Below are 18,308 nucleotides of genomic sequence, written 5' to 3'. Positions count from 1 at the left end.
ATGCATTTGTCGAGAGTGCATATGCCGGCCGGTTGGCAGCGGCAAAGGCCCGTGGTACGAATTTGACCAAACGATAAAAAACGGGGAAGTGAGCCCGCGCATGGCGGAAGCTGCAATCGAACTCGCCGGCATCAACAAGCGCTTCGGCGCGGTGCATGCGAACCGGGACATCGATCTGAAGATCGAAGCCGGCACCATCCACGGCATCATTGGCGAGAACGGGGCCGGGAAGTCGACCCTGATGTCGATCATCTACGGCTTCTACCAGGCCGACAGCGGCGAAATCCGCGTCGGCGGCAACTCTGTCCAGATCCAGTCCTCCAGCGACGCGATCGCGCTCGGCATCGGCATGGTGCACCAGCATTTCATGCTGGTGCACAATTTCACGGTGCTGGAGAACGTCATCCTGGGCGCAGAGAGCGCGCCGCTTCTGGGCACATCCATTGCCAGGGCCCGCAGCGAGCTGGAGCGGCTGGAACGCGAATACGGGCTGGAGGTCGATCCGGAAGCTATTGTCGAGGAATTGCCGGTGGGCCTGCAGCAGCGGGTGGAAATCCTCAAGGCGCTCTATCGGGGGGCCGACATTCTCATACTTGACGAGCCCACCGGTGTGCTGACGCCGTCCGAGGCAGATCATCTCTTCCGCATCCTGCGCCAACTCAAGGACGAGGGGAAAACCATCGTCCTCATCACGCACAAGCTGCGCGAGATCATGGCTGTCACCGACAATGTATCGGTAATGCGCCAGGGCGCGATGGTGGCGACGCGCAAGACCGCCGAAACGGCGGTGGAAGAGCTGGCCGAGCTGATGGTCGGCCGCCGCGTGCTCTTGCGGGTGGAAAAGGGCGAGGCCAAGCCGGGTGGCTTCCTGCTGTCGGTGCACAACCTGACGGTCAGGGACTCGCGAGGCGTCACCATGGTCGACAACGTCTCCTTTGATGTGCGGGCCGGCGAGATCGTCGGCATTGCCGGCGTTGCCGGAAACGGTCAGTCGGAACTGCTCGAAACTATTACCGGCATCCGCAAAGCGGTGTCCGGAAGCGTTACGCTGGACGGTGAGCCGGTAGACCTGACCGGCGAGGCCGACCCCGCCGACCTGCGCCGGCGCGGCATGGCCCACGTGCCCGAGGACCGGCACCACATGGGGTTGGTGCTTCCCTTCGAGGAAGGGGAGAACGCCATGCTCGGCTATCATCGGCAGGAAAAATATCTCAAAGGCCCCTTCCTCGATATCGAGGCCATACGCGCCGACGCGCGAGACAAGATCGAGAAATACGACATCCGTCCCACTGACTGCCGCTTGAAGACGGCCAATTTTTCCGGTGGGAACCAGCAGAAGATCGTGCTCGCGCGGGAAATGGAGCAGGACCCCAAGGTCCTGATCGTGGGCCAGCCGACACGTGGTGTGGATGTGGGGGCGATCGAGTTTATCCACAAGCGCCTGATCGACATGCGCGACCAGGGCAAGGCAGTGCTGCTCGTTTCCGTCGAGCTCGATGAAATCCGCTCGCTCTCCGACCGCATCCTGGTGATGTTCGCCGGCCGCATCGTCGGTGAGCGCGGACCGGAGGCAAGCGAGGGCGAGCTGGGCCTGCTGATGGCCGGCGTCGAGGAGAAGGAGGCGGCTGAATGAGCGCACCCTATGCGAAGCTGCCGGCCTGGGCCGACTACGGGCTGATCCCTCTGATCAATCTGACCGTGGCATTTCTCGTGGCGGGGCTGGTGGTGCTGCTGGTAGGCGAGAATCCGTTCCGCGCGGCTGCGATTCTGATCGACGGCGCGCTGGGGCGCGGGCAGGGCATCGCCTACACGCTCTATTATGCGACAAGCTTCATTTTCACCGGGCTTGCCGTGGCGGTCGCCTTTCATTGCAGCCTGTTCAATATCGGCGGCGAAGGGCAGGCCTATGTGGGTGGGCTGGGCGTGGCGCTGGTGGCGCTGACCTTCGACCAGATACTGCCTTGGTGGCTGACTTTTCCGCTGGCGATCATAGGCGCGGCGGTTTTCGGCGCGGCGTGGGCATTCATCCCCGCCTATCTCCAGGCCAAGCGCGGCTCCCATATCGTGATCACCACGATCATGTTCAATTTCATCGCCGCCAGCCTGATGATCTATCTCCTGGTCAACGTACTCAAGCCCGCTACCAGCCAAGCGCCGCAGACACGCACCTTCCTCGAAGGCGCCCACCTGCCCAAGCTCAACTGGATACTCGAAGCGGTGGGGCTCTCGGTGCGTTCGGCCCCCTTCAACCTGACCTTCCTGCTGGCTCTGGTGGCCGCGTTTCTGGTCTGGGTTCTCATCTGGCGCACCAAGCTCGGCTATGAGATCCGCATGCGCGGGCATAGCCCGAAGGCCGCCCGCTATGCGGGCGTGAGCGAGACACGCATCATCATCGTCACCATGCTCGTTTCCGGCGGGCTGGCGGGCATGATGGCGCTAAACCCGATCATGGGCGACCAGTATCGCCTGCATGTCGACTTCGTCACCGGCGCGGGGTTTGTCGGCATTGCCGTCGCACTCATGGGCCGCTCGCATCCAGCCGGCATCGTGCCCGCCGCGATCCTGTTCGGCATGCTCTACCAGGGCGGCGCGGAGCTCGCCTTCGAGATGCCGGGCATCTCGCGCGACATGATTGTCATTATCCAGGGGCTGGTAATCATGTTCGCCGGCGCGCTCGAGCACATGTTCCGGCCGAGCCTGCAAACCCTGTTCGCCAGCTTCAGCCCGCGCTCGGTGGGCGCGCAACCGAGTGAAGAGGGCCGCGCCTGATGGAAGCATTCGACACGCTCATCGCCGTTCTCGATTCAACGGTGCGCCTTTCCGTACCTCTGCTCTTCGCCGCATTGGCGGGGCTCTATTCCGAGCGCTCCGGCGTCTTCGACATCGGGCTCGAAGGCAAGATGCTGGCGGGCGCGTTCGCGGCAGGTGCCGCGGCTGCGGTCACCGGTTCCGCCTGGGCCGGTCTAGCGGCGGCCGTCGTCGTCTCCGTCTTCTTCGCTCTGGCCCACGGCTTCGCCTCGATCACGCATCGCGGCAACCAGATCGTCTCGGGCGTCGCCATCAATTTCATTGCCGCTGGCTCGACCATCATTCTCGGTCAAGCCTGGTTCAGCCAGGGCGGACGCACGCCGCTTCTTAGCGCCGAAGGGCGTTTCAACGCGCTTCATCTGCCCTTTGCCGATGCGATGCGCGATATCCCCATCGTGGGGCCGATCTATTCGGAGCTCCTGTCGGGCCATTCGCTGCTGGTCTATCTCGCCTTCCTGCTGGTGCCGTTCACCTGGTGGGCGCTGTTTCGCACGCGCTTCGGTCTCCGGCTCCGCGCCGTGGGTGAAAACCCGGCAGCGGTCGATACCGCCGGCATTTCCGTCGCGTGGCTGCGCTATCGCGCGGTCATCTGCACCGGTGTCTTGACCGGCCTCGCCGGAACCTATCTGGCGCTGGCGCAGAATGCGGGCTTCGTGAAGGACATGACCGCCGGCCGCGGCTTCATTGCGCTTGCGGCGCTGATCTTCGCCAAGTGGAAGCCGGTGCCGGTGATGTTCGCCTGTCTGCTGTTCGGCTTCCTCGACGCTTTCGCCATTCGCATCCAGGGAACGCCGCTGCCGGTTATCGGCCGCGTTCCCGTGCAGCTCATGCAGGCGCTTCCCTATATCCTGACGGTGGTCCTGCTGGCAGGATTCATCGGCAGGGCCATTCCGCCGCGTGCGGGCGGCGTGCCCTATGTGAAGGAGCGGTGACGATGAAGGCGGACGAGCTTTTCCAGGCGGCCAGGGCGGCGATGTCCAAAGCCTACGCGCCCTACTCGCGCTTCCCAGTGGGTGCCGCCCTCGCAACTGACAGCGGAGCGGTGCATGCCGGCTGCAATATCGAGAATGCATCCTACCCGGAAGGCTGGTGCGCTGAAACCACGGCGCTCGGTCATATGGTGATGGCCGGCGGTGGCAGGATTGCCGAGATTGCCGTGGTGGCGGAGAAGATGGATCGCATCATGCCCTGCGGCGGATGCCGCCAGCGCCTCTCCGAATTCGTGGCGGATGATGCGCTACTGCACCTTTGCGATGCCCGTGGCGTGGTCGAGACCGTATCTTTCTCAGCAATGTTCCCGCGCAGTTTCGATCTGGAGCAGAACCGTTGAAGGAGGCCGTGGATCGCCTGACGGAACGTCTGGGGGGACTTGTGCCGCGCACGGCGCTGGTGCTTGGCTCCGGACTCGGCGGCCTTGTGGAAGAGGTCACGGACCCGATACGCATTCCCTATGCCGACCTGCCGGGCTTTCCCCAAAGCGGCGTGACCGGCCATGCCGGCGAGATCGTCGCCGGCAGGCTTGCGGGACAGCCGGTGCTGATGCTGGCCGGGCGGGCGCACTACTACGAGAACGGCGATGCGGCGGCGATGCGGCCAGCACTGGAGGTGCTGTGGGGCCTCGGCATACGGCAGTTGATCCTGACAAACGCCGCCGGTTCGCTGCACGCGGATATGCCGCCCGGTTCCGTCATGCTGATCGAGGACCACATCAATTTCTCCGGCACCAATCCGCTCATCGGCGAGACCGGCGAGCGCCGTTTCGTCGGCATGAGCGAAGCCTATGACCGCGACCTTCGCGATGCGCTGGAGAAGGCGGCGGCAAGCGCCGGTGTGACCCTGCACAAGGGGGTCTATATGTGGTTCTCCGGCCCCACTTTCGAAACGCCGGCCGAAATACGCATGGCCCGGGTACTCGGCGCGGATGCGGTGGGCATGTCCACCGTGCCCGAGGTCATCTTCGCCCGCTACCTGGGGCTCAAGGTTGCTGCCTGCTCGGTGATCACCAACCTTGGAGCCGGAATGGCGGCAGGTGAGCTGTCGCACCAGGAGACGAAGGACATGGCGCCCGTGGGAGGCGCGAGGCTCGCTGCAGTGCTGAGGGCCTGTTTTCAGTCCGCTCGCGCGAGCGAATAGCGGCGATGCTCCCCCAGGAGATCATCCGCCGAAAGCGCGATCGGGTGGAGCTTACACCCGAGGAGATCGCCGACTTCGCCGCCGGCCTTGCTACCGATTCATGGAGCGAGGGGCAGGTGGCGGCGCTTGCCATGGCGATCTGCCTCAACGGGATGAGCCGCGAGGAAGCCGTGGCGCTGACGCTGGCGATGCGCGATTCCGGCGACGTGCTGGACTGGCGGTTCCTCGACGGACCGGTGACTGACAAGCACTCCACCGGCGGCGTAGGCGACAATGTCTCGCTGATGCTGGCGCCCATTGTAGCCGCCTGCGGCGCCTATGTGCCAATGATATCGGGCCGCGGGCTGGGGCATACAGGCGGTACGCTGGACAAGATGGATTCCATCCCCGGCTATCGTAGCCAGCCGGGTTTGGATGCCTTCCGGCGGACAGTAAGGGAGGCCGGCTACGCCATCATAGGCCAAACGGGTGACCTGGCGCCGGCGGACAAGCGCTTCTATGCGGTGCGCGATGTTACCGGCACGGTCGAATCCGTTCCGCTCATTACCGCCTCCATCCTGTCGAAGAAGCTCGCAGCCGGGCTCCAGTCGCTGGTCCTCGACGTCAAATGCGGCAATGGCGCCTTCATGGCGACCGCCGGAAAGGCGCGCAGGCTGGCGGAAAGCCTCGTTGCCGTGGCCAATGGCGCGGGCCTTCCCGCCACGGCTCTCATCACCGACATGAATGAGCCGCTGGCATCTGCCGCCGGCAATGCCGTCGAGGTTTTGAACGCGGTCGACTTCCTGACCGGCCGGACGCGCGACAGGCGGCTGGAGGAGGTGACGCTGGCACTGGCCGGCGAAATGCTGCTTGCCTCGGGCCTGGCGGCGACGGCGCGGGTAGCCGCCGATCTGTCGCAAGATGCGCTGTCCAGTGGGCGTGCAGCCGAGGTTTTCGGCAGGATGGTCGCGGAACTTGGCGGCCCGGCGGATTTTATCGAGAATGCGCGCCGGCATCTAGGCAGGGCCGAGATTGTTCTGGAGGCAAAGGCCAAGCGAGACGGTTTTGTCGGCTCGATCGACGCCCGCGCGCTGGGAGTCGCTGTTATCGAACTGGGCGGCGGGCGGCGTAGGCCCGAAGACGCAATCGACCACGCGGTCGGATTTACCGGGCTCATGCCGGTCGGTGCCGAGATAAGCGCCGGCGAGCCTCTCGCCATCGTTCACGCGCGTTCGCAAGATGCGGCTGAGGCGGCCGCGCGCGTTCTGCTAGCCGCCTACAAAATCTCCGACAAGCGACCGCGTCGTGCCGACGCCGTGCGAAGAAAGATCGACGCGGGACAGGCCGGCTAAACGTCCAGGTTTGCCACCGAAAGCGCGTTGTCCTGGATGAACTCGCGGCGCGGTTCCACTTCGTCGCCCATGAGGCGCGAGAACAGGGAATCGGCGTCCGTGGCATCCATGACCCGGACCTGAAGCAGCGAGCGGGCATCGGGATCGAGCGTGGTTTCCCAGAGTTGCTCGGCGTTCATCTCACCAAGACCCTTGTAACGTTGCATGGTGAGGCCCTTCCGGCCGGTGGCGAAGATGGCGTCAAGAAGTGCCATCGGGCCGGAAACGATCTCCGACTTGTCGTTGCGGAGCAGCTTCGGCTGCTTTTCGTAGATCTCCTGGAGGCGCGGCGTATACCGGTCGATGGCGCGGGCATCGGCGGAGCCCACCAGCGCCGCGTCGAGAACGAGTGCATCCTTGACGCCTCGCACCGTGCGCTCGAACAGATAGCCGCCTGTGCCGTCATTGGACGGATTGATCCGCCCTTGCCAGCCTTGCTCCGTCTCCTCCGAAATCATGTCGAGACGCTGCGCGACATGCTCGGCCGCCTCCTGGGCGCGCCCGGGATCGGCGAGAACGGCGGCATTCATGGCGCCGCCGATGGCCGCCTGCTCTACCACCGAGCGGTCGTAGCGGGTATGCAGCCCGTTGATCAGCGCGCGGATGGCGCGCGCATCGTCGATGACCTGCTTCAGATCCTGGCCGGAACGGACCTCGCCGGTCGACAGTTCCAGCGATGCTTCGTGCAGCCCCTGGTCGATGAGGAACTCTTCGAAAGCGACCTCGTCTTTGATATACTGCACCGACTTGCCGCGGGTGACCTTGTAGAGCGGCGGCTGGGCGATATAAAGGTGCCCGCGCTCGATCAGGTCCGGCATCTGCCGGAAGAAGAACGTCAGCAGAAGCGTGCGGATATGGGCGCCGTCGACATCGGCGTCGGTCATGATGATGACCTTGTGGTAGCGCAGCTTGTCGAGATTGAACTCGTCCTTGCCGATGCCGGTGCCGAGCGCGGTGATCAGCGTGCCGATCATGTCGGATGACAGCATGCGGTCGAAGCGGGCGCGCTCGACATTGAGGATCTTGCCGCGCAGCGGCAGGATGGCTTGGTTCTTGCGGGAACGGCCGCTCTTGGCCGAGCCGCCAGCCGAGTCGCCCTCGACGATGAAGATTTCGGACTTGGCGGGATCGCGCTCCTGGCAATCGGCGAGTTTTCCGGGCAGCGAAGAGATTTCAAGCGCGCCCTTGCGCCGGGTCAATTCGCGGGCCCTGCGCGCGGCCTCGCGGGCAGCGGCGGCTTCCACCACTTTGCCGATCAGGATCTTGGCTTCGGATGGATGCTCTTCCAGCCATGTGCCGAGCGCCTCGTTGACCAGGCTTTCCACCACCGGGCGGACCTCGGAGGAGACCAGCTTGTCCTTCGTCTGCGACGAGAATTTCGGGTCCGGCACCTTGACCGAAAGGACGGCGGTCAGGCCTTCGCGGCAGTCGTCGCCCGTCAGCGAGACCTTTTCCTTCTTGGTCAGGCCGGAATTTTCGGCATAGGACGTGACCTGCCGCGTCAGCGCGCCGCGGAAGCCGGCCATATGCGTGCCGCCGTCGCGCTGGGGGATGTTGTTGGTGAAGGCCAGCACATTCTCGTGGTAGGAATCATTCCACCACATGGCCACTTCCACGGTGATGCCGTCTTTCTCGGCGCTGATGGCGATCGGAGCCTGGATGAGCGGCTTCTTGGCGCGGTCGAGATATTTGACGAACTCCTCGAGCCCGCCTTCATAAAGCAGCTCCTGCTGCTTGATGTCGGCATGGCGCTTGTCCGTCAGCAGAATGCGCACGCCGGAATTCAGGAAGGCGAGCTCGCGCAGCCGGTGCTCCAGCGTCCCATAGTCGAAATCCGTCATCGTGAATGTGTCTACGGAAGGCAGGAAGCTGACTTCCGTGCCTGTCTCGCCACCCGCATCCCCGGTCGCCACCAGTGGCGAATCCGGAACGCCATGGGTGAAGCTCATCTCGTAGATCTGGCCCTTGCGCCGGATCTTCAGTTTCAGCCAGGACGACAGCGCGTTGACCACCGAAACGCCGACGCCGTGAAGACCGCCCGAGACCTTGTAGGAATTCTGGTCGAACTTACCACCGGCATGGAGCTGCGTCATAATGACTTCGGCCGCCGAAACCCCCTCGCCCGTGTGCATGTCGGTCGGAATGCCGCGGCCGTTGTCGGTCACCGTGCACGAACCATCGGGGTTTAGCGTCACCGTCACCAGCGTGGCATGGCCCGCCAGGGCCTCGTCGATGGCGTTATCGACGACCTCGTAGACCATGTGATGCAGGCCGGAGCCATCGTCCGTGTCGCCGATATACATGCCGGGACGTTTGCGCACGGCATCCAGGCCCTTGAGAACCTTGATGGATTCAGCGCCGTATTCAGCCTGTTCGCCGGGGAGTGTTTCGGGCGTATCGCTCATCAAAAACTTTCAATCTGGAAGCGCCGCAATAGGGCACGAAGAAGGCCTGCGAATCAGCAGGGTGCAACTGCCAAATATATAGGCGCTTCAAGCGCTTTTTCCAAGTTTTGCCCGCCAATCGGGCTGGGGATTAAGCGGGGCGAAAGAGGCAGTACAAGCCTTTGCCTTTTGCCGCAAACCGATTATGTAGCTCGGTAACAGTTGAAAGAGACAGAGGCACCATGGCGACGATCAGCCAGAAACCCAAGCTCGTCACCGTTTTCGGCGGTTCCGGCTTTGTCGGAACCCATGTGGTGCAGGCGCTCACGCGCCGGGGCTACCGCGTGCGCGTGGCCTGCCGCAGGCCCAACGCGGCCAACCATGTGCAGGTGCTGGGCAATATGGGCCAGGTTCACGCCATCCAGGCGAACCTTCGCAACCGCGCATCGATAGACCGCGCGGTGGAAGGCGCCGACCATGTGATCAACCTGGTCGGCATCCTGCACGAATCCGGCCGCCAGCGCTTCGATGCGGTGCAGAGCTTCGGCGCACGCGCCGTCGCAGAAGCCGCGCTGGCAGCGGGCGCCGGGCTGACACAGGGGTCGGCCATCGGCGCGGACCTCAACTCGCCCTCCCTCTACGGCCGCACCAAGGCAGAAGGGGAACAGGCGGTTCTGGACACCGTCAAGGATGCCATCGTCATCCGCCCGTCCATCGTCTTCGGGCCGGAAGACAGCTTCTTCAACCGCTTTGCCAACATGGCGCGCTTCACCCCGGCGCTGCCGCTTATCGGCGGCGGCCACACACGTTTCCAACCGGTCTATGTGGGCGATGTCGCGGAGGCTCACGCCCGTGCAGTGGACGGCGCATTGAAGGGCGGCGCGATCTATGAGCTCGGTGGGCCACAGGTGCTGACCTTCCGTCAATGCATGGAAGAGATGCTCGAAATCATCGGCCGCACGCGGATGCTGGTTTCCCTGCCGTGGCCGATCGCCCGTCTTCAGGCGCGCATCCTCGGCATGCTGCCCAACCCGCTGCTTACGCTTGATCAAGTCAAGCTCCTGGAGGTCGATAATGTCGTCTCCGAGGAGGCCAAGGAAGCCGGTCGCACTCTGGAAGGGCTGGGCATACCTCAGCATTCCATCAGCGCAATCCTGCCCACTTACCTCTGGACATACCGGCCGCACGGCCAGTTCACTCAGCCGCTATACTAAGCATGATTTCGGAAAGCGGATACCGGTAAGGATCATGCGCCAACAAGGAGGCCCGCGCCCTTGCAGGCCGTAGCTGCGCTTCTTCCCGACGGCCTCGGCCTGCTGCCCAGCCTTGTCCTCATCGTCGCGAGTTTCTTCACCTCGGCGCTCACCGCCGCCTTCGGCGTAGGCGGCGGCGTAGCCATGCTGGCGCTGCTCGGTCTCTTCATTCCCGTATCGGGGCTCATTCCGGTTCATGGGGCGGTGCAGCTCGGCTCCAATACAGGGCGGGCGTGGCACCAGCGCGCCCATATCCGCCATTCCATAGCCGCGCCCTTCATACTCGGGTCGCTGGCCGGAGCGGCGGCGGGCGCCTATGTCGTCGTGCAATTGCCGGATGCCGTGCTGAAACTGGTTCTGGGGGCCTTCGTCATCGCAGTGACCTGGAGCAAAATCCCGGGTGCGGCGCGGCTGAGCCGGGCCGGCTTGGCGCTGGGCAGCGCCGTGCTCGCGCTGACCACCATGTTCGTCGGAGCGACGGGACCTTTGCTGTCGGCCTTTTTCGGACAGATCATCCCCGATGACCGCAAGGCCCTGGTCGCCACGCACGCGGCCGGCATGACCCTTCAACATGCGCTCAAGGTTGCCGCCTTCGCCCTGGCAGGTTTCGTCTTCGCCCGCTGGCTGCCCCTGATCGCGGTGATGGTGGCGTCGGGCTATCTCGGTACGATCTACGGCACCAAACTACTTGAAAAGCTGCCCGAGGAGATTTTCCGCCGCTGGTTCAAGATTGGCCTGACGCTACTTGCGCTCGACCTTATACGGCGGGGGCTGATCGGACTGATTTAGGCGATTGTCCCGCATCAGCCCCAAAACAGCAGTGCCGCCAGGCCAAGGCTGCCGATCAGCAATCGCCACCAGCCGAACAGCGCATACCCGTGGCGTGAGACATAGCCGAGCAGCCAGCGCACGACCAGGACACCCGCGGCGAAGGCCGCGACAAAGCCCACACCGATGATCTCGACGTCGGCCGCCGACAACAGATCGTAGTTTTTATAGAGGTCATAGGCGAAGGCGCCGGCCATGGTCGGCATGGCGAGGAAGAAGGAAAATTCGGCAGCCGAACGCTTGTCGGCGCCAAGGAGCAATCCGCCCACGATGGTCGCGCCCGACCGCGAGGTGCCGGGGATCATCGACAGGCACTGAAAAAGCCCGATTTTGAGATACATGGAAAGCGGAAAAGTCGTGATGTCGGTGTAGCGCGGCTTCCTCGCCCAGCGGTCGACCCACAAGAGCACGAGGCCGCCGAGGATGAGCATCACGCATATCAGCATCGGCGTCTCGAACAGCACCGTCTTGATGATCTTGTAGCTGAGCACGCCGATGACGACTGCCGGCAGGAAAGCAAGCAGGATGCCGGCGACGAAGCGCCGCGTAGCAGGATCGCGCGGCAAGAGAAGCAACATCTCCCACAGGCGCGCGGCGTAGACGGAGAGGATGGCCAGTATGGCGCCCAGCTGAATGAGCACCTCGAAAGCCTTACCTGTCGATTTGAAGCCGAGAAAATGGCCCGCCAGCAAAATGTGGCCGGTAGAGGAGACGGGAATGAATTCGGTCAGGCCCTCGAGGACGCCTAGTAGAAGCGCCTGCGCAATCGTTTGGTCCGGCACTCAATCCCCTCGCGTCGGCTTGCTTGTCAGGGCCTGAATCTCCCCCTATAGCTCGGGAAAAGAACCCTCGGAATCAGACGCGCCGAGGTTTAGCGTCACGGTCATGAAATGGCCAGAGGTTTTGAATAGTGCTTATCGCATGCTGACCCTTTTCCATCATCCGCTGTATGCCTCCTGCCGGTATGTGCGCATTGCATTCGGCGAGTACGGAGAAGAACTCGCCCTCATCGAGGAGCGTCCGTGGCAGCGGCGCAAGGAGTTTCTGTCCCTCAATCCAGCCGGCACCATCCCCGTGCTTTTGGCGGAGGGTGACCATGCGATCACAGGCGCCACGGTGATCGGCGAATATCTCGATGAAACGCGCGGTGCGTTCCAGCGATCAAGGCGGCTTATGGCGGAAGATCCCATCCAACGCGCCGAAATCCGCCGGCTGGTCGACTGGTACCTGGTCAAGACGGACGGTGACGTGACACGGCATCTGGTGCGCGAGCGCGCGCTCAAGCCGCTGATGGCCGGCGCGCAGGGCGGCGGCTCACCCGATTCAGCCGCCATTCGCGCGGCGCGGGCCAATGTGCGCCAGCACCTCAAATATACGAACTGGCTGGCGGCGACTCGCGACTGGCTGGCCGGGTCTCGCCTTTCCTATGCCGATGCGGCAGCCGCGGCATCCCTGTCGATCCTCGACTATCTGGGCGAAATCGAATGGCGTGAATACGAGGCAGCGCGCGACTGGTATAGCCGCATGAAGTCGCGCCCCTCCTTCCGTTCGCTGCTTTCGGACCGGGTTCGCGGACTTTCGCCGGCCTCGCACTACGCGGATCTGGATTTCTGATCATGACCGCGCTGGCCACAACCCGCCGGCTTCGCGCGTTCGTTGAGGAAAAGGCGCACGCCGCCGGCTTCGACAAGGTCGCCGTCACCACGCCCGACGCCGTGCCGGAAGCGCCGGCGCGGCTGCGGCATTTTATCGAGGAAGGCCGCCACGGCTCAATGGCGTGGATGGCGGAGACGGCCGAGCGGCGCGAGCGCCCCCAAAACCTGTGGCCGCAGGTGCGCTCCATCATCATGCTGGGCATGAATTACGGCCCGGATGAAAATCCGCTGGCGCTCCTCGAAAGGAAAGATCGGGCGATCATCTCGGTCTATGCCCGCAACCGCGACTATCACGACGTCATCAAGGGCAGGCTGAAGCAGCTTGCCGGCCAGCTTGCCGCAAGGGCGGGCGAGGACGTGAAGGTCTTCGTGGATACGGCCCCTGTGATGGAAAAGCCACTGGCCGCCGCCGCCGGGCTGGGCTGGCAGGGAAAGCATACCAATCTGGTGAGCCGCGAACTCGGCTCATGGCTGTTCCTGGGCTCGATCTTCACCACGGCGGAACTGGAGCCCGACCTGCCGGAGGAAGATCATTGCGGCTCCTGCCGGGCCTGTCTCGACGTCTGCCCGACGGATGCCTTTCCTGCGCCCTATCAGCTCGATGCCCGCCGCTGCATTTCCTACCTCACCATCGAGCACAAGGGGCCGATACCGCACGAATTTCGCGAGGCGATGGCCAACCGCATTTATGGCTGCGACGACTGTCTGGCCGTTTGCCCCTGGAACAAGTTCGCGCGGGATGCAGCCGAAATCAAGCTCAAGGCCCGTGACGACCTGAAGGAGCCGGCCCTGGAAACCCTGCTCGAGCTGGACGATGCTGCCTTCCGCGAGATGTTTTCGGGATCGCCGATCAAGCGCATCGGGCGCGATCGGTTCATACGCAACGTCCTGATAGCAGCGGGTAATTCCGGTCAAGACAGCATGGTGCCCGCCTGCCACAAGCTTTCGGCCGACACCTCGCCACTGGTGCGCGGCGCCGCGGTCTGGGCGTTATCGCGCTTGCTCGACGGCAAGGAATTTAGCCGGCTTGCAGAAATGGCGCAGGCTGATGAGATGGATGAGGATGTGCGTCAGGAATGGCATCTCGCTCCGGGGCGGACGCCATGAGCGGGGAACGTATCTTCATCTTCGGTGCGGGCTACTCCGCGCGCACCTTCGCCCGCCAGGTCGCCGCCGGCGCTGCCAGTATCCACGGGACGACCCGCAGCACCGAAAGGTTCGAAGCCCTTGCCGCGGACGCCGTGGTCCCGCTCGTCTATGGCGGCGACGGCTTCGGCGAGCCATTGCTGCCGCCGCTGCGCGCGGCCACGCATCTTCTGGTTTCCTTAGCCCCCGGCGAGGCTGGCGACCCGGTGCTCGACGATCTCGCGCGAGCGCGCCTGGAGATGCCGGCGCTGCGGTGGATCGGCTATCTTTCGACCGTCGGGGTCTATGGCGATCATGGCGGCGCCTGGGTGGACGAGGAGACCGTCTGCCGCCCTTCGTCGGACCGCTCGCGCTGGCGATTGGCGGCGGAGCAAGGGTGGACCTCCCTCGCCGAAAGGCTGGGTGTCCCGATTGCCATCCTGCGCCTGTCGGGCATCTACGGCCCCGGGCGCAACGCCTTCGTGAACCTGGAAAAAGGCACGGCCAGGCGGGTCGTCAAGCCGGGCCAGGTCTTCAATCGCGTCCACGTCGAGGATGTGGCGGGGGCGGCCCGGCATCTGATGGGCGCGGGAGCAGGCGGCATCTACAACGTCACCGATGACGAGCCGGCCCCGCCGCAGGACGTGGTAACGTATGCAGCCGAGCTCATGGGCATCGAACCGCCACCGCCGATACCCTTCGATGAGGCCGGGATGGGGCCGATGGCCCGGTCGTTCTATTCCGAATGCAAGCGGGTATCGAACGCGAAGCTCAAATCGGCAGGCTACGTTCTCCGGTTCCCGAATTATCGGATCGCGCTGGAATCATTGTGGAGCGCCAGGCAGTAGGGAATTTTTTCCGCCATTGGGGCCGTTCCTATCCTGCGTTGAAAAATATTTCCGACCACCCTTGTATTCAACACAAAACTCTTCTATTTGTACGAAGTCGATATTTGTTGCTGAACTTTGTTTCGGCGCTCCTTTTGCGCACAAGCGCTCTAGAGCGCATCTGACGATCTTCCTATCAAAATCGATCTGCAACCGTTGTCGGGTATGTTGTCCGGCAGCTAATCTTTCGTGACCGATTGAAAGGAATTCGTCATGACTACTGGAACAGTTAAGTTCTTCAACACCACCAAGGGCTTCGGCTTCATTCAGCCTGACGACGGCGCATCGGATGTGTTCGTTCACATCTCTGCAGTCGAGCGCGCTGGTATGCGTTCTATCGTCGAAGGCCAGAAGCTGAGCTTCGACATTGTCCAGGACCAGCGTTCGGGCAAAAGCGCCGCAGAAAACCTGCAGGCCGCATAATTTATTCTCGAACCTGTGACCACGGATGTACTGGCACGGGAACGGGATGTGGGAAAGGTCGGGCCACGCCCGGCCTTTTTTGTTTAGCGCAATTCCAGGAACCGGATACCGGTTTTCCGTCCGGAATTGCTTACAGTCAGAAGTTTGGATCGTCGCATCGTTTTCGTGAAACGATGAAATGATCTAGCGTGTTTCCTGCAGCAAAGTGCGATCCTTTGGAACGCTTCGAGGACGCTGCAGGTTAGTCGAATCCACGCATCGCGCTTTCCGGAAAATCGGCCGGGCCGATGCCGCAAGGGAGCAGAGCAACCATGAGCACCCTCAACCAGACCACCCTGTTCAAGCCCGCGCGCCCATCAGCGACAAGCAAGGCAGAAACGACAACGAGCGTAGCGCGCGGCATCATCGATGCCGAGGCCAAGGCGCGTGAGGCCAAATCAGCGCGCCTACGCGAGGCCCGGCTGGCGCAGGAAGCCGCCGAGGCGGCGAATCCGCCCGCTGAACCAGCCAAGAAGAAGACCGTTAGAAAGAAGCCGGTAGCGCGTAAGGCCAAGACCGCCTGAGACGGAACGGCCCGCCGCCGCTCCCCAGAGCGCGACGGTCTTTGCCATGCAGGCGGCGAGTCGGCTATGGTGGCGCAAATCGACTGATTTGCGAGCACTCCATGCCGGTTTCGTTCCCGCGCCTTTTCCTGCCGACAATTCTCCTGTGGTGCATGGCCGCTTTGCCTGCCATGGCTGAACCCTTGGCCAAGGACCTTTTCGGCGCCCAAGATTTGCCGGCCGCGACAGCGCCTGCCGTCCACGGCTTCTACTCGAAAGGGTGTTTTGCCGGCGGCATCGCTATTTCGCCGGACGGGCCGACATGGCAGGCAATGCGCCTTTCGCGCAATCGGCGCTGGGGCCATCCCGACATGATCACGCTGATCGAGAAGCTCTCGCGCGATGCCGCCCAGAGCGGCTGGCCCGGCCTGCTCGTCGGCGACATTTCCCAGCCGCGCGGCGGACCGATGCTGAGCGGCCACGCCTCGCACCAGATCGGCCTCGACGCCGATATCTGGTTCACCCCTATGCCCGACAGGCGCATGAGCCCAGCGGAGCGCGAGAAGGTGAGCGCGGTCTCCATGCTGAAGGACGACACGCTCTATGTCGATGACCGCAAGTGGACGCCAGTTCACGAGGCGGTGTTGCGTCATGCGGCGAAATATCCGCAGGTCGAGCGCATCTTGGTTCACCCCGGTATCAAGAAGAAGCTGTGCGACACGGTGAAGGGCGATCGGCGCTGGCTATCCAAGATTCGGCCGTTCTGGGGGCATCATTATCATTTTCATATCCGCATCGGCTGCCCCGAGGGATCGCCCGGCTGTAAGCCGCAGGCGCCGGTGACGGGGGGTGAAGGCTGCGGCAATACGCTGGCCTGGTGGTTCACCGATGAACCATGGAAGCCGGCGGAAGGTCCGGCAAAGCCAAAGGCGCGTGACGTGATGACAATGGCCAACTTGCCAGCCGCCTGCCGCGCGGTGCTCAACGCTCCGTCGCCTCCCTCCGAGGCTGCGGTCACGCTGGCCGGGCCGGAAGGGGTGCTCTCATTCGCCGCATCGTCCCCGGCAGTGGCGCAAAGCCCTTCATCACTCCTCAACGCGCTGCGCCCGGCCGACATACCGCTGCCCTCGCCCAGGCCGTACCGGCAATAAAGTTTCCTTTCGCGGCGGCTTTTCATCCCCCGTCCGCTCGCTTATAGGTTCAAACGATTTAGTCAGCGGATTTGAGGACGGGCTTGACCGGGCGACAACGCGTTGCGCTGATTGCGCATGATCAGAAGAAGGACGATTTGGTCTCCTTCGCGAAGGCGCACGAAGTCTTTCTGGCGAATGCCGGCATCGTCGCCACGGGCACAACCGGGGCGCGCATCGCCGAAGCCTGCCCGAGCCTTGATGTGAAACGTCTGAAGAGCGGGCCGCTTGGCGGCGATCAGCAGATCGGCGCGCTGATCGCCGAAGGCGCCGTCGATCTGATCATTTTCTTCGTGGACCCGCTCACGCCGATGCCGCACGATGTGGACGTGAAGGCGTTGATGCGGCTCGCGATCGTGTACGATATTCCCATGGCCCTCAACGCCGCCACGGCCGAGGCCCTCTTACTGCACGCGGAAGCGAGCCTAAAGCATGGCCCCGAAAAGTGAACATCGGTTTTTCGGAAGATCATGCTCCGGCACGGAGCGGCCCGACAAGACAACTAGGAGAACCACCGCGAGATGGCGCACCCCAGCATCCAAGACACCGTACTCGATTTCCCGATCCTGATCGGCGACATCGGCGGCACGAACGCCCGCTTCGCCATCGTGGTGGATTCTTATGCAGAGCCGCGTGAGTTTCCGGTGGTACAGACGGCCGATTTCGCCACGATCGATGAAGCCATACAGACGACCATACTCGACCAGACCAATATCATGCCGCGCTCCGCGGTGCTGGCTGTGGCGGGGCCGGTCGATGGCGACGAGATCGACCTGACCAATTGCGACTGGGTTGTGCGGCCGAAGCAGATGATGGCCGAGCTCGGCTTTTCCGATGTCGTGGTGCTGAACGATTTCGAGGCGCAGGCCCTTGCCGTCGTTGCTCTGGGTGAGGAGCATCTGGAGAAGATCGGCGGCGGCGTGGCCGAAACGACCGGAAGTCGTGTCGTTCTTGGCCCTGGCACGGGGCTCGGTGTGGCCGGCCTTGTCCATGCGCGCCACACCTGGATCCCGGTTCCGGGCGAGGGCGGGCACGTGGATATCGGCCCCCGCACGGAACGCGATCTGGAGATATTTCCGCATGTGGAGCGAATCGACGGCCGGGTCTCGGCCGAGCAGCTTCTTTGCGGGCGGGGCCTCGTCAACCTCTACCGTGCCATCGGAAAGGCTGATGGCAAGGATGCCAAACTGGCGACACCCGCCGAGATAACGGGGGCGGCACTGGAACGGCGCGACGATATCGCCATGGAAGCGCTCGACCTCTTTGTCACCTATCTTGGCCGGCTGGCGGGTGATCTGGGATTGGTTTTCATGAGCCGGGGCGGTGTTTTCCTGACCGGCGGCATCGCTCAGAAGATTGTGCCCGCGCTGCAGAACGGTAAGTTCCGCGCCGCTTTCGAGGACAAGGCGCCGCACAGCGCGCTTCTGGCGGACATGCCGGTCTTCGTGATCACCCACCCGATGGCCGCCCTTTCGGGCATTGCGGCCTTTGCCCGTACGCCGGCTCGCTTCGGCGTCGAGACCTCGGGCAGGCGCTGGCGGTCGCGCTGAAATCCGCCCGAAGATGCGAAGCGGAGGCGATTGCATATGGGGACGCGATAAGGCATAGCCCTGCCGAGGGCAAACGCTGCAATGCCGGGGTGGCCGCCGCCTGGAGCGCGGTGCGTGCTTTTGGACGCATAAGGGACGCTCCATCTTGTTTTTCCGCATT

General features: G+C 63.4%; 18 protein-coding genes. 16 read left to right on the top strand and 2 right to left on the bottom strand.

What is annotated here, in order from left to right:
• Nucleotides 1-100: 100 nt before the first annotated feature.
• From N1058_RS03650 to deoA, 6 genes are read left to right on the top strand one after another with little or no spacing between them, the layout of a single operon-like run.
• Nucleotides 101-1,633, top strand: coding sequence for an ABC transporter ATP-binding protein (locus tag N1058_RS03650; RefSeq protein ID WP_265516128.1), 1,533 nt, complete (start codon nt 101-103; stop codon nt 1,631-1,633).
• Complete coding sequence (locus N1058_RS03645; RefSeq protein WP_265516127.1) at nt 1,630-2,769, top strand: ABC transporter permease; 1,140 nt, start codon at nt 1,630-1,632, stop codon at nt 2,767-2,769. The genes N1058_RS03650 and N1058_RS03645 overlap by 4 nt, the downstream gene beginning before the upstream one ends.
• Nucleotides 2,769-3,740 (top strand): ABC transporter permease, encoded by a 972-nt coding sequence (locus N1058_RS03640; RefSeq protein ID WP_265516126.1) that lies wholly within the window; start codon nt 2,769-2,771, stop codon nt 3,738-3,740. The genes N1058_RS03645 and N1058_RS03640 overlap by 1 nt, the downstream gene beginning before the upstream one ends.
• A 2-nt stretch (nt 3,741-3,742) precedes the next feature.
• Nucleotides 3,743-4,138 (top strand): cytidine deaminase, encoded by a 396-nt coding sequence (locus tag N1058_RS03635; RefSeq protein WP_265516125.1) that lies wholly within the window; start codon nt 3,743-3,745, stop codon nt 4,136-4,138.
• The gene (locus N1058_RS03630; protein ID WP_265516124.1) at nt 4,135-4,941 is read left to right on the top strand and encodes a purine-nucleoside phosphorylase; all 807 of its coding nucleotides are present in this window, start codon (nt 4,135-4,137) and stop codon (nt 4,939-4,941) included. Before N1058_RS03635 ends, N1058_RS03630 begins: the two co-directional genes overlap by 4 nt.
• A 5-nt stretch (nt 4,942-4,946) precedes the next feature.
• Nucleotides 4,947-6,272, top strand: a complete 1,326-nt coding sequence (deoA, locus tag N1058_RS03625) for a thymidine phosphorylase (RefSeq protein ID WP_265516123.1) — start codon at nt 4,947-4,949, stop codon at nt 6,270-6,272.
• Here deoA and gyrB read toward each other — a convergent pair.
• Entirely contained in the window at nt 6,269-8,716 is a 2,448-nt protein-coding gene (gene gyrB / locus N1058_RS03620; protein WP_265516122.1) for a DNA topoisomerase (ATP-hydrolyzing) subunit B, read from the bottom strand. The two genes, deoA and gyrB, sit on opposite strands and share 4 nt — an antisense overlap.
• A 221-nt stretch (nt 8,717-8,937) precedes the next feature.
• Here gyrB and N1058_RS03615 point away from each other — a divergent pair, with 221 nt between their 5' ends.
• Complete coding sequence (locus N1058_RS03615; protein ID WP_265516121.1) at nt 8,938-9,909, top strand: complex I NDUFA9 subunit family protein; 972 nt, start codon at nt 8,938-8,940, stop codon at nt 9,907-9,909.
• 60 nt (nt 9,910-9,969) lie between these two features.
• Entirely contained in the window at nt 9,970-10,737 is a 768-nt protein-coding gene (locus N1058_RS03610; protein WP_265516120.1) for a sulfite exporter TauE/SafE family protein, read from the top strand.
• Nucleotides 10,738-10,751: 14 nt separating this feature from the next.
• Here N1058_RS03610 and N1058_RS03605 read toward each other — a convergent pair whose 3' ends face one another.
• The gene (locus N1058_RS03605; protein ID WP_265516119.1) at nt 10,752-11,558 is read right to left on the bottom strand and encodes an undecaprenyl-diphosphate phosphatase; all 807 of its coding nucleotides are present in this window, start codon (nt 11,556-11,558) and stop codon (nt 10,752-10,754) included.
• 139 nt (nt 11,559-11,697) lie between these two features.
• Between N1058_RS03605 and N1058_RS03600 the strand changes: the two genes are divergently transcribed.
• From N1058_RS03600 to N1058_RS03565, 8 genes are all read left to right on the top strand, one after another.
• Nucleotides 11,698-12,390: a glutathione S-transferase family protein gene (locus N1058_RS03600; protein WP_265516118.1), complete on the top strand. Its 693-nt coding sequence runs from the start codon at nt 11,698-11,700 to the stop codon at nt 12,388-12,390.
• Nucleotides 12,391-12,392: 2 nt separating this feature from the next.
• On the top strand, nt 12,393-13,538 hold the full coding sequence (gene queG, locus N1058_RS03595) for a tRNA epoxyqueuosine(34) reductase QueG (RefSeq protein ID WP_265516117.1): 1,146 nt from the start codon (nt 12,393-12,395) through the stop codon (nt 13,536-13,538).
• Nucleotides 13,535-14,404 (top strand): SDR family oxidoreductase, encoded by an 870-nt coding sequence (locus N1058_RS03590; RefSeq protein ID WP_265516116.1) that lies wholly within the window; start codon nt 13,535-13,537, stop codon nt 14,402-14,404. The genes queG and N1058_RS03590 overlap by 4 nt, the downstream gene beginning before the upstream one ends.
• A gap of 252 nt (nt 14,405-14,656) precedes the next feature.
• Nucleotides 14,657-14,866, top strand: coding sequence for a cold-shock protein (locus N1058_RS03585; protein ID WP_265516115.1), 210 nt, complete (start codon nt 14,657-14,659; stop codon nt 14,864-14,866).
• Between the two features lie 311 nt (nt 14,867-15,177).
• Nucleotides 15,178-15,429, top strand: coding sequence for a hypothetical protein (locus N1058_RS03580; protein ID WP_265516114.1), 252 nt, complete (start codon nt 15,178-15,180; stop codon nt 15,427-15,429).
• Nucleotides 15,430-15,530: 101 nt separating this feature from the next.
• On the top strand, nt 15,531-16,559 hold the full coding sequence (mepA, locus tag N1058_RS03575) for a penicillin-insensitive murein endopeptidase (RefSeq protein ID WP_420847935.1): 1,029 nt from the start codon (nt 15,531-15,533) through the stop codon (nt 16,557-16,559).
• A gap of 83 nt (nt 16,560-16,642) precedes the next feature.
• Nucleotides 16,643-17,047 (top strand): methylglyoxal synthase, encoded by a 405-nt coding sequence (locus tag N1058_RS03570; RefSeq protein WP_265516113.1) that lies wholly within the window; start codon nt 16,643-16,645, stop codon nt 17,045-17,047.
• A gap of 72 nt (nt 17,048-17,119) precedes the next feature.
• A complete protein-coding gene (locus N1058_RS03565; RefSeq protein WP_265516112.1) occupies nt 17,120-18,148 on the top strand; it encodes a glucokinase in 1,029 nt (342 codons plus the stop codon).
• The last annotated feature ends 160 nt before the right edge of the window (nt 18,149-18,308 follow it).

Source organism: Nitratireductor luteus (assembly GCF_026162365.1).
Lineage (GTDB): Bacteria > Pseudomonadota > Alphaproteobacteria > Rhizobiales > Rhizobiaceae > Chelativorans > Chelativorans luteus.
Note: the sequence above shows the minus strand (reverse complement) of the source record. Positions and strands in the feature narration are given on the sequence as shown.

Excerpts from the sequence above, each read along its gene's own strand:
- N1058_RS03585 (WP_265516115.1), top strand. The coding sequence starts at position 14,657 with ATGACTACTGGAACAGTTAAGTTCTTCAACACCACCAAGGGCTTCGGC.
- N1058_RS03590 (WP_265516116.1), top strand. The coding sequence starts at position 13,535 with ATGAGCGGGGAACGTATCTTCATCTTCGGTGCGGGCTACTCCGCGCGC.
- N1058_RS03645 (WP_265516127.1), top strand. The coding sequence starts at position 1,630 with ATGAGCGCACCCTATGCGAAGCTGCCGGCCTGGGCCGACTACGGGCTG.
- N1058_RS03635 (WP_265516125.1), top strand. The coding sequence starts at position 3,743 with ATGAAGGCGGACGAGCTTTTCCAGGCGGCCAGGGCGGCGATGTCCAAA.
- mepA (WP_420847935.1), top strand. The coding sequence starts at position 15,531 with ATGCCGGTTTCGTTCCCGCGCCTTTTCCTGCCGACAATTCTCCTGTGG.
- gyrB (WP_265516122.1), bottom strand. The coding sequence starts at position 8,716 with ATGAGCGATACGCCCGAAACACTCCCCGGCGAACAGGCTGAATACGGC.
- N1058_RS03600 (WP_265516118.1), top strand. The coding sequence starts at position 11,698 with ATGCTGACCCTTTTCCATCATCCGCTGTATGCCTCCTGCCGGTATGTG.
- N1058_RS03565 (WP_265516112.1), top strand. The coding sequence starts at position 17,120 with ATGGCGCACCCCAGCATCCAAGACACCGTACTCGATTTCCCGATCCTG.
- deoA (WP_265516123.1), top strand. The coding sequence starts at position 4,947 with ATGCTCCCCCAGGAGATCATCCGCCGAAAGCGCGATCGGGTGGAGCTT.
- queG (WP_265516117.1), top strand. The coding sequence starts at position 12,393 with ATGACCGCGCTGGCCACAACCCGCCGGCTTCGCGCGTTCGTTGAGGAA.
- N1058_RS03640 (WP_265516126.1), top strand. The coding sequence starts at position 2,769 with ATGGAAGCATTCGACACGCTCATCGCCGTTCTCGATTCAACGGTGCGC.
- N1058_RS03650 (WP_265516128.1), top strand. The coding sequence starts at position 101 with ATGGCGGAAGCTGCAATCGAACTCGCCGGCATCAACAAGCGCTTCGGC.
- N1058_RS03615 (WP_265516121.1), top strand. The coding sequence starts at position 8,938 with ATGGCGACGATCAGCCAGAAACCCAAGCTCGTCACCGTTTTCGGCGGT.
- N1058_RS03580 (WP_265516114.1), top strand. The coding sequence starts at position 15,178 with ATGAGCACCCTCAACCAGACCACCCTGTTCAAGCCCGCGCGCCCATCA.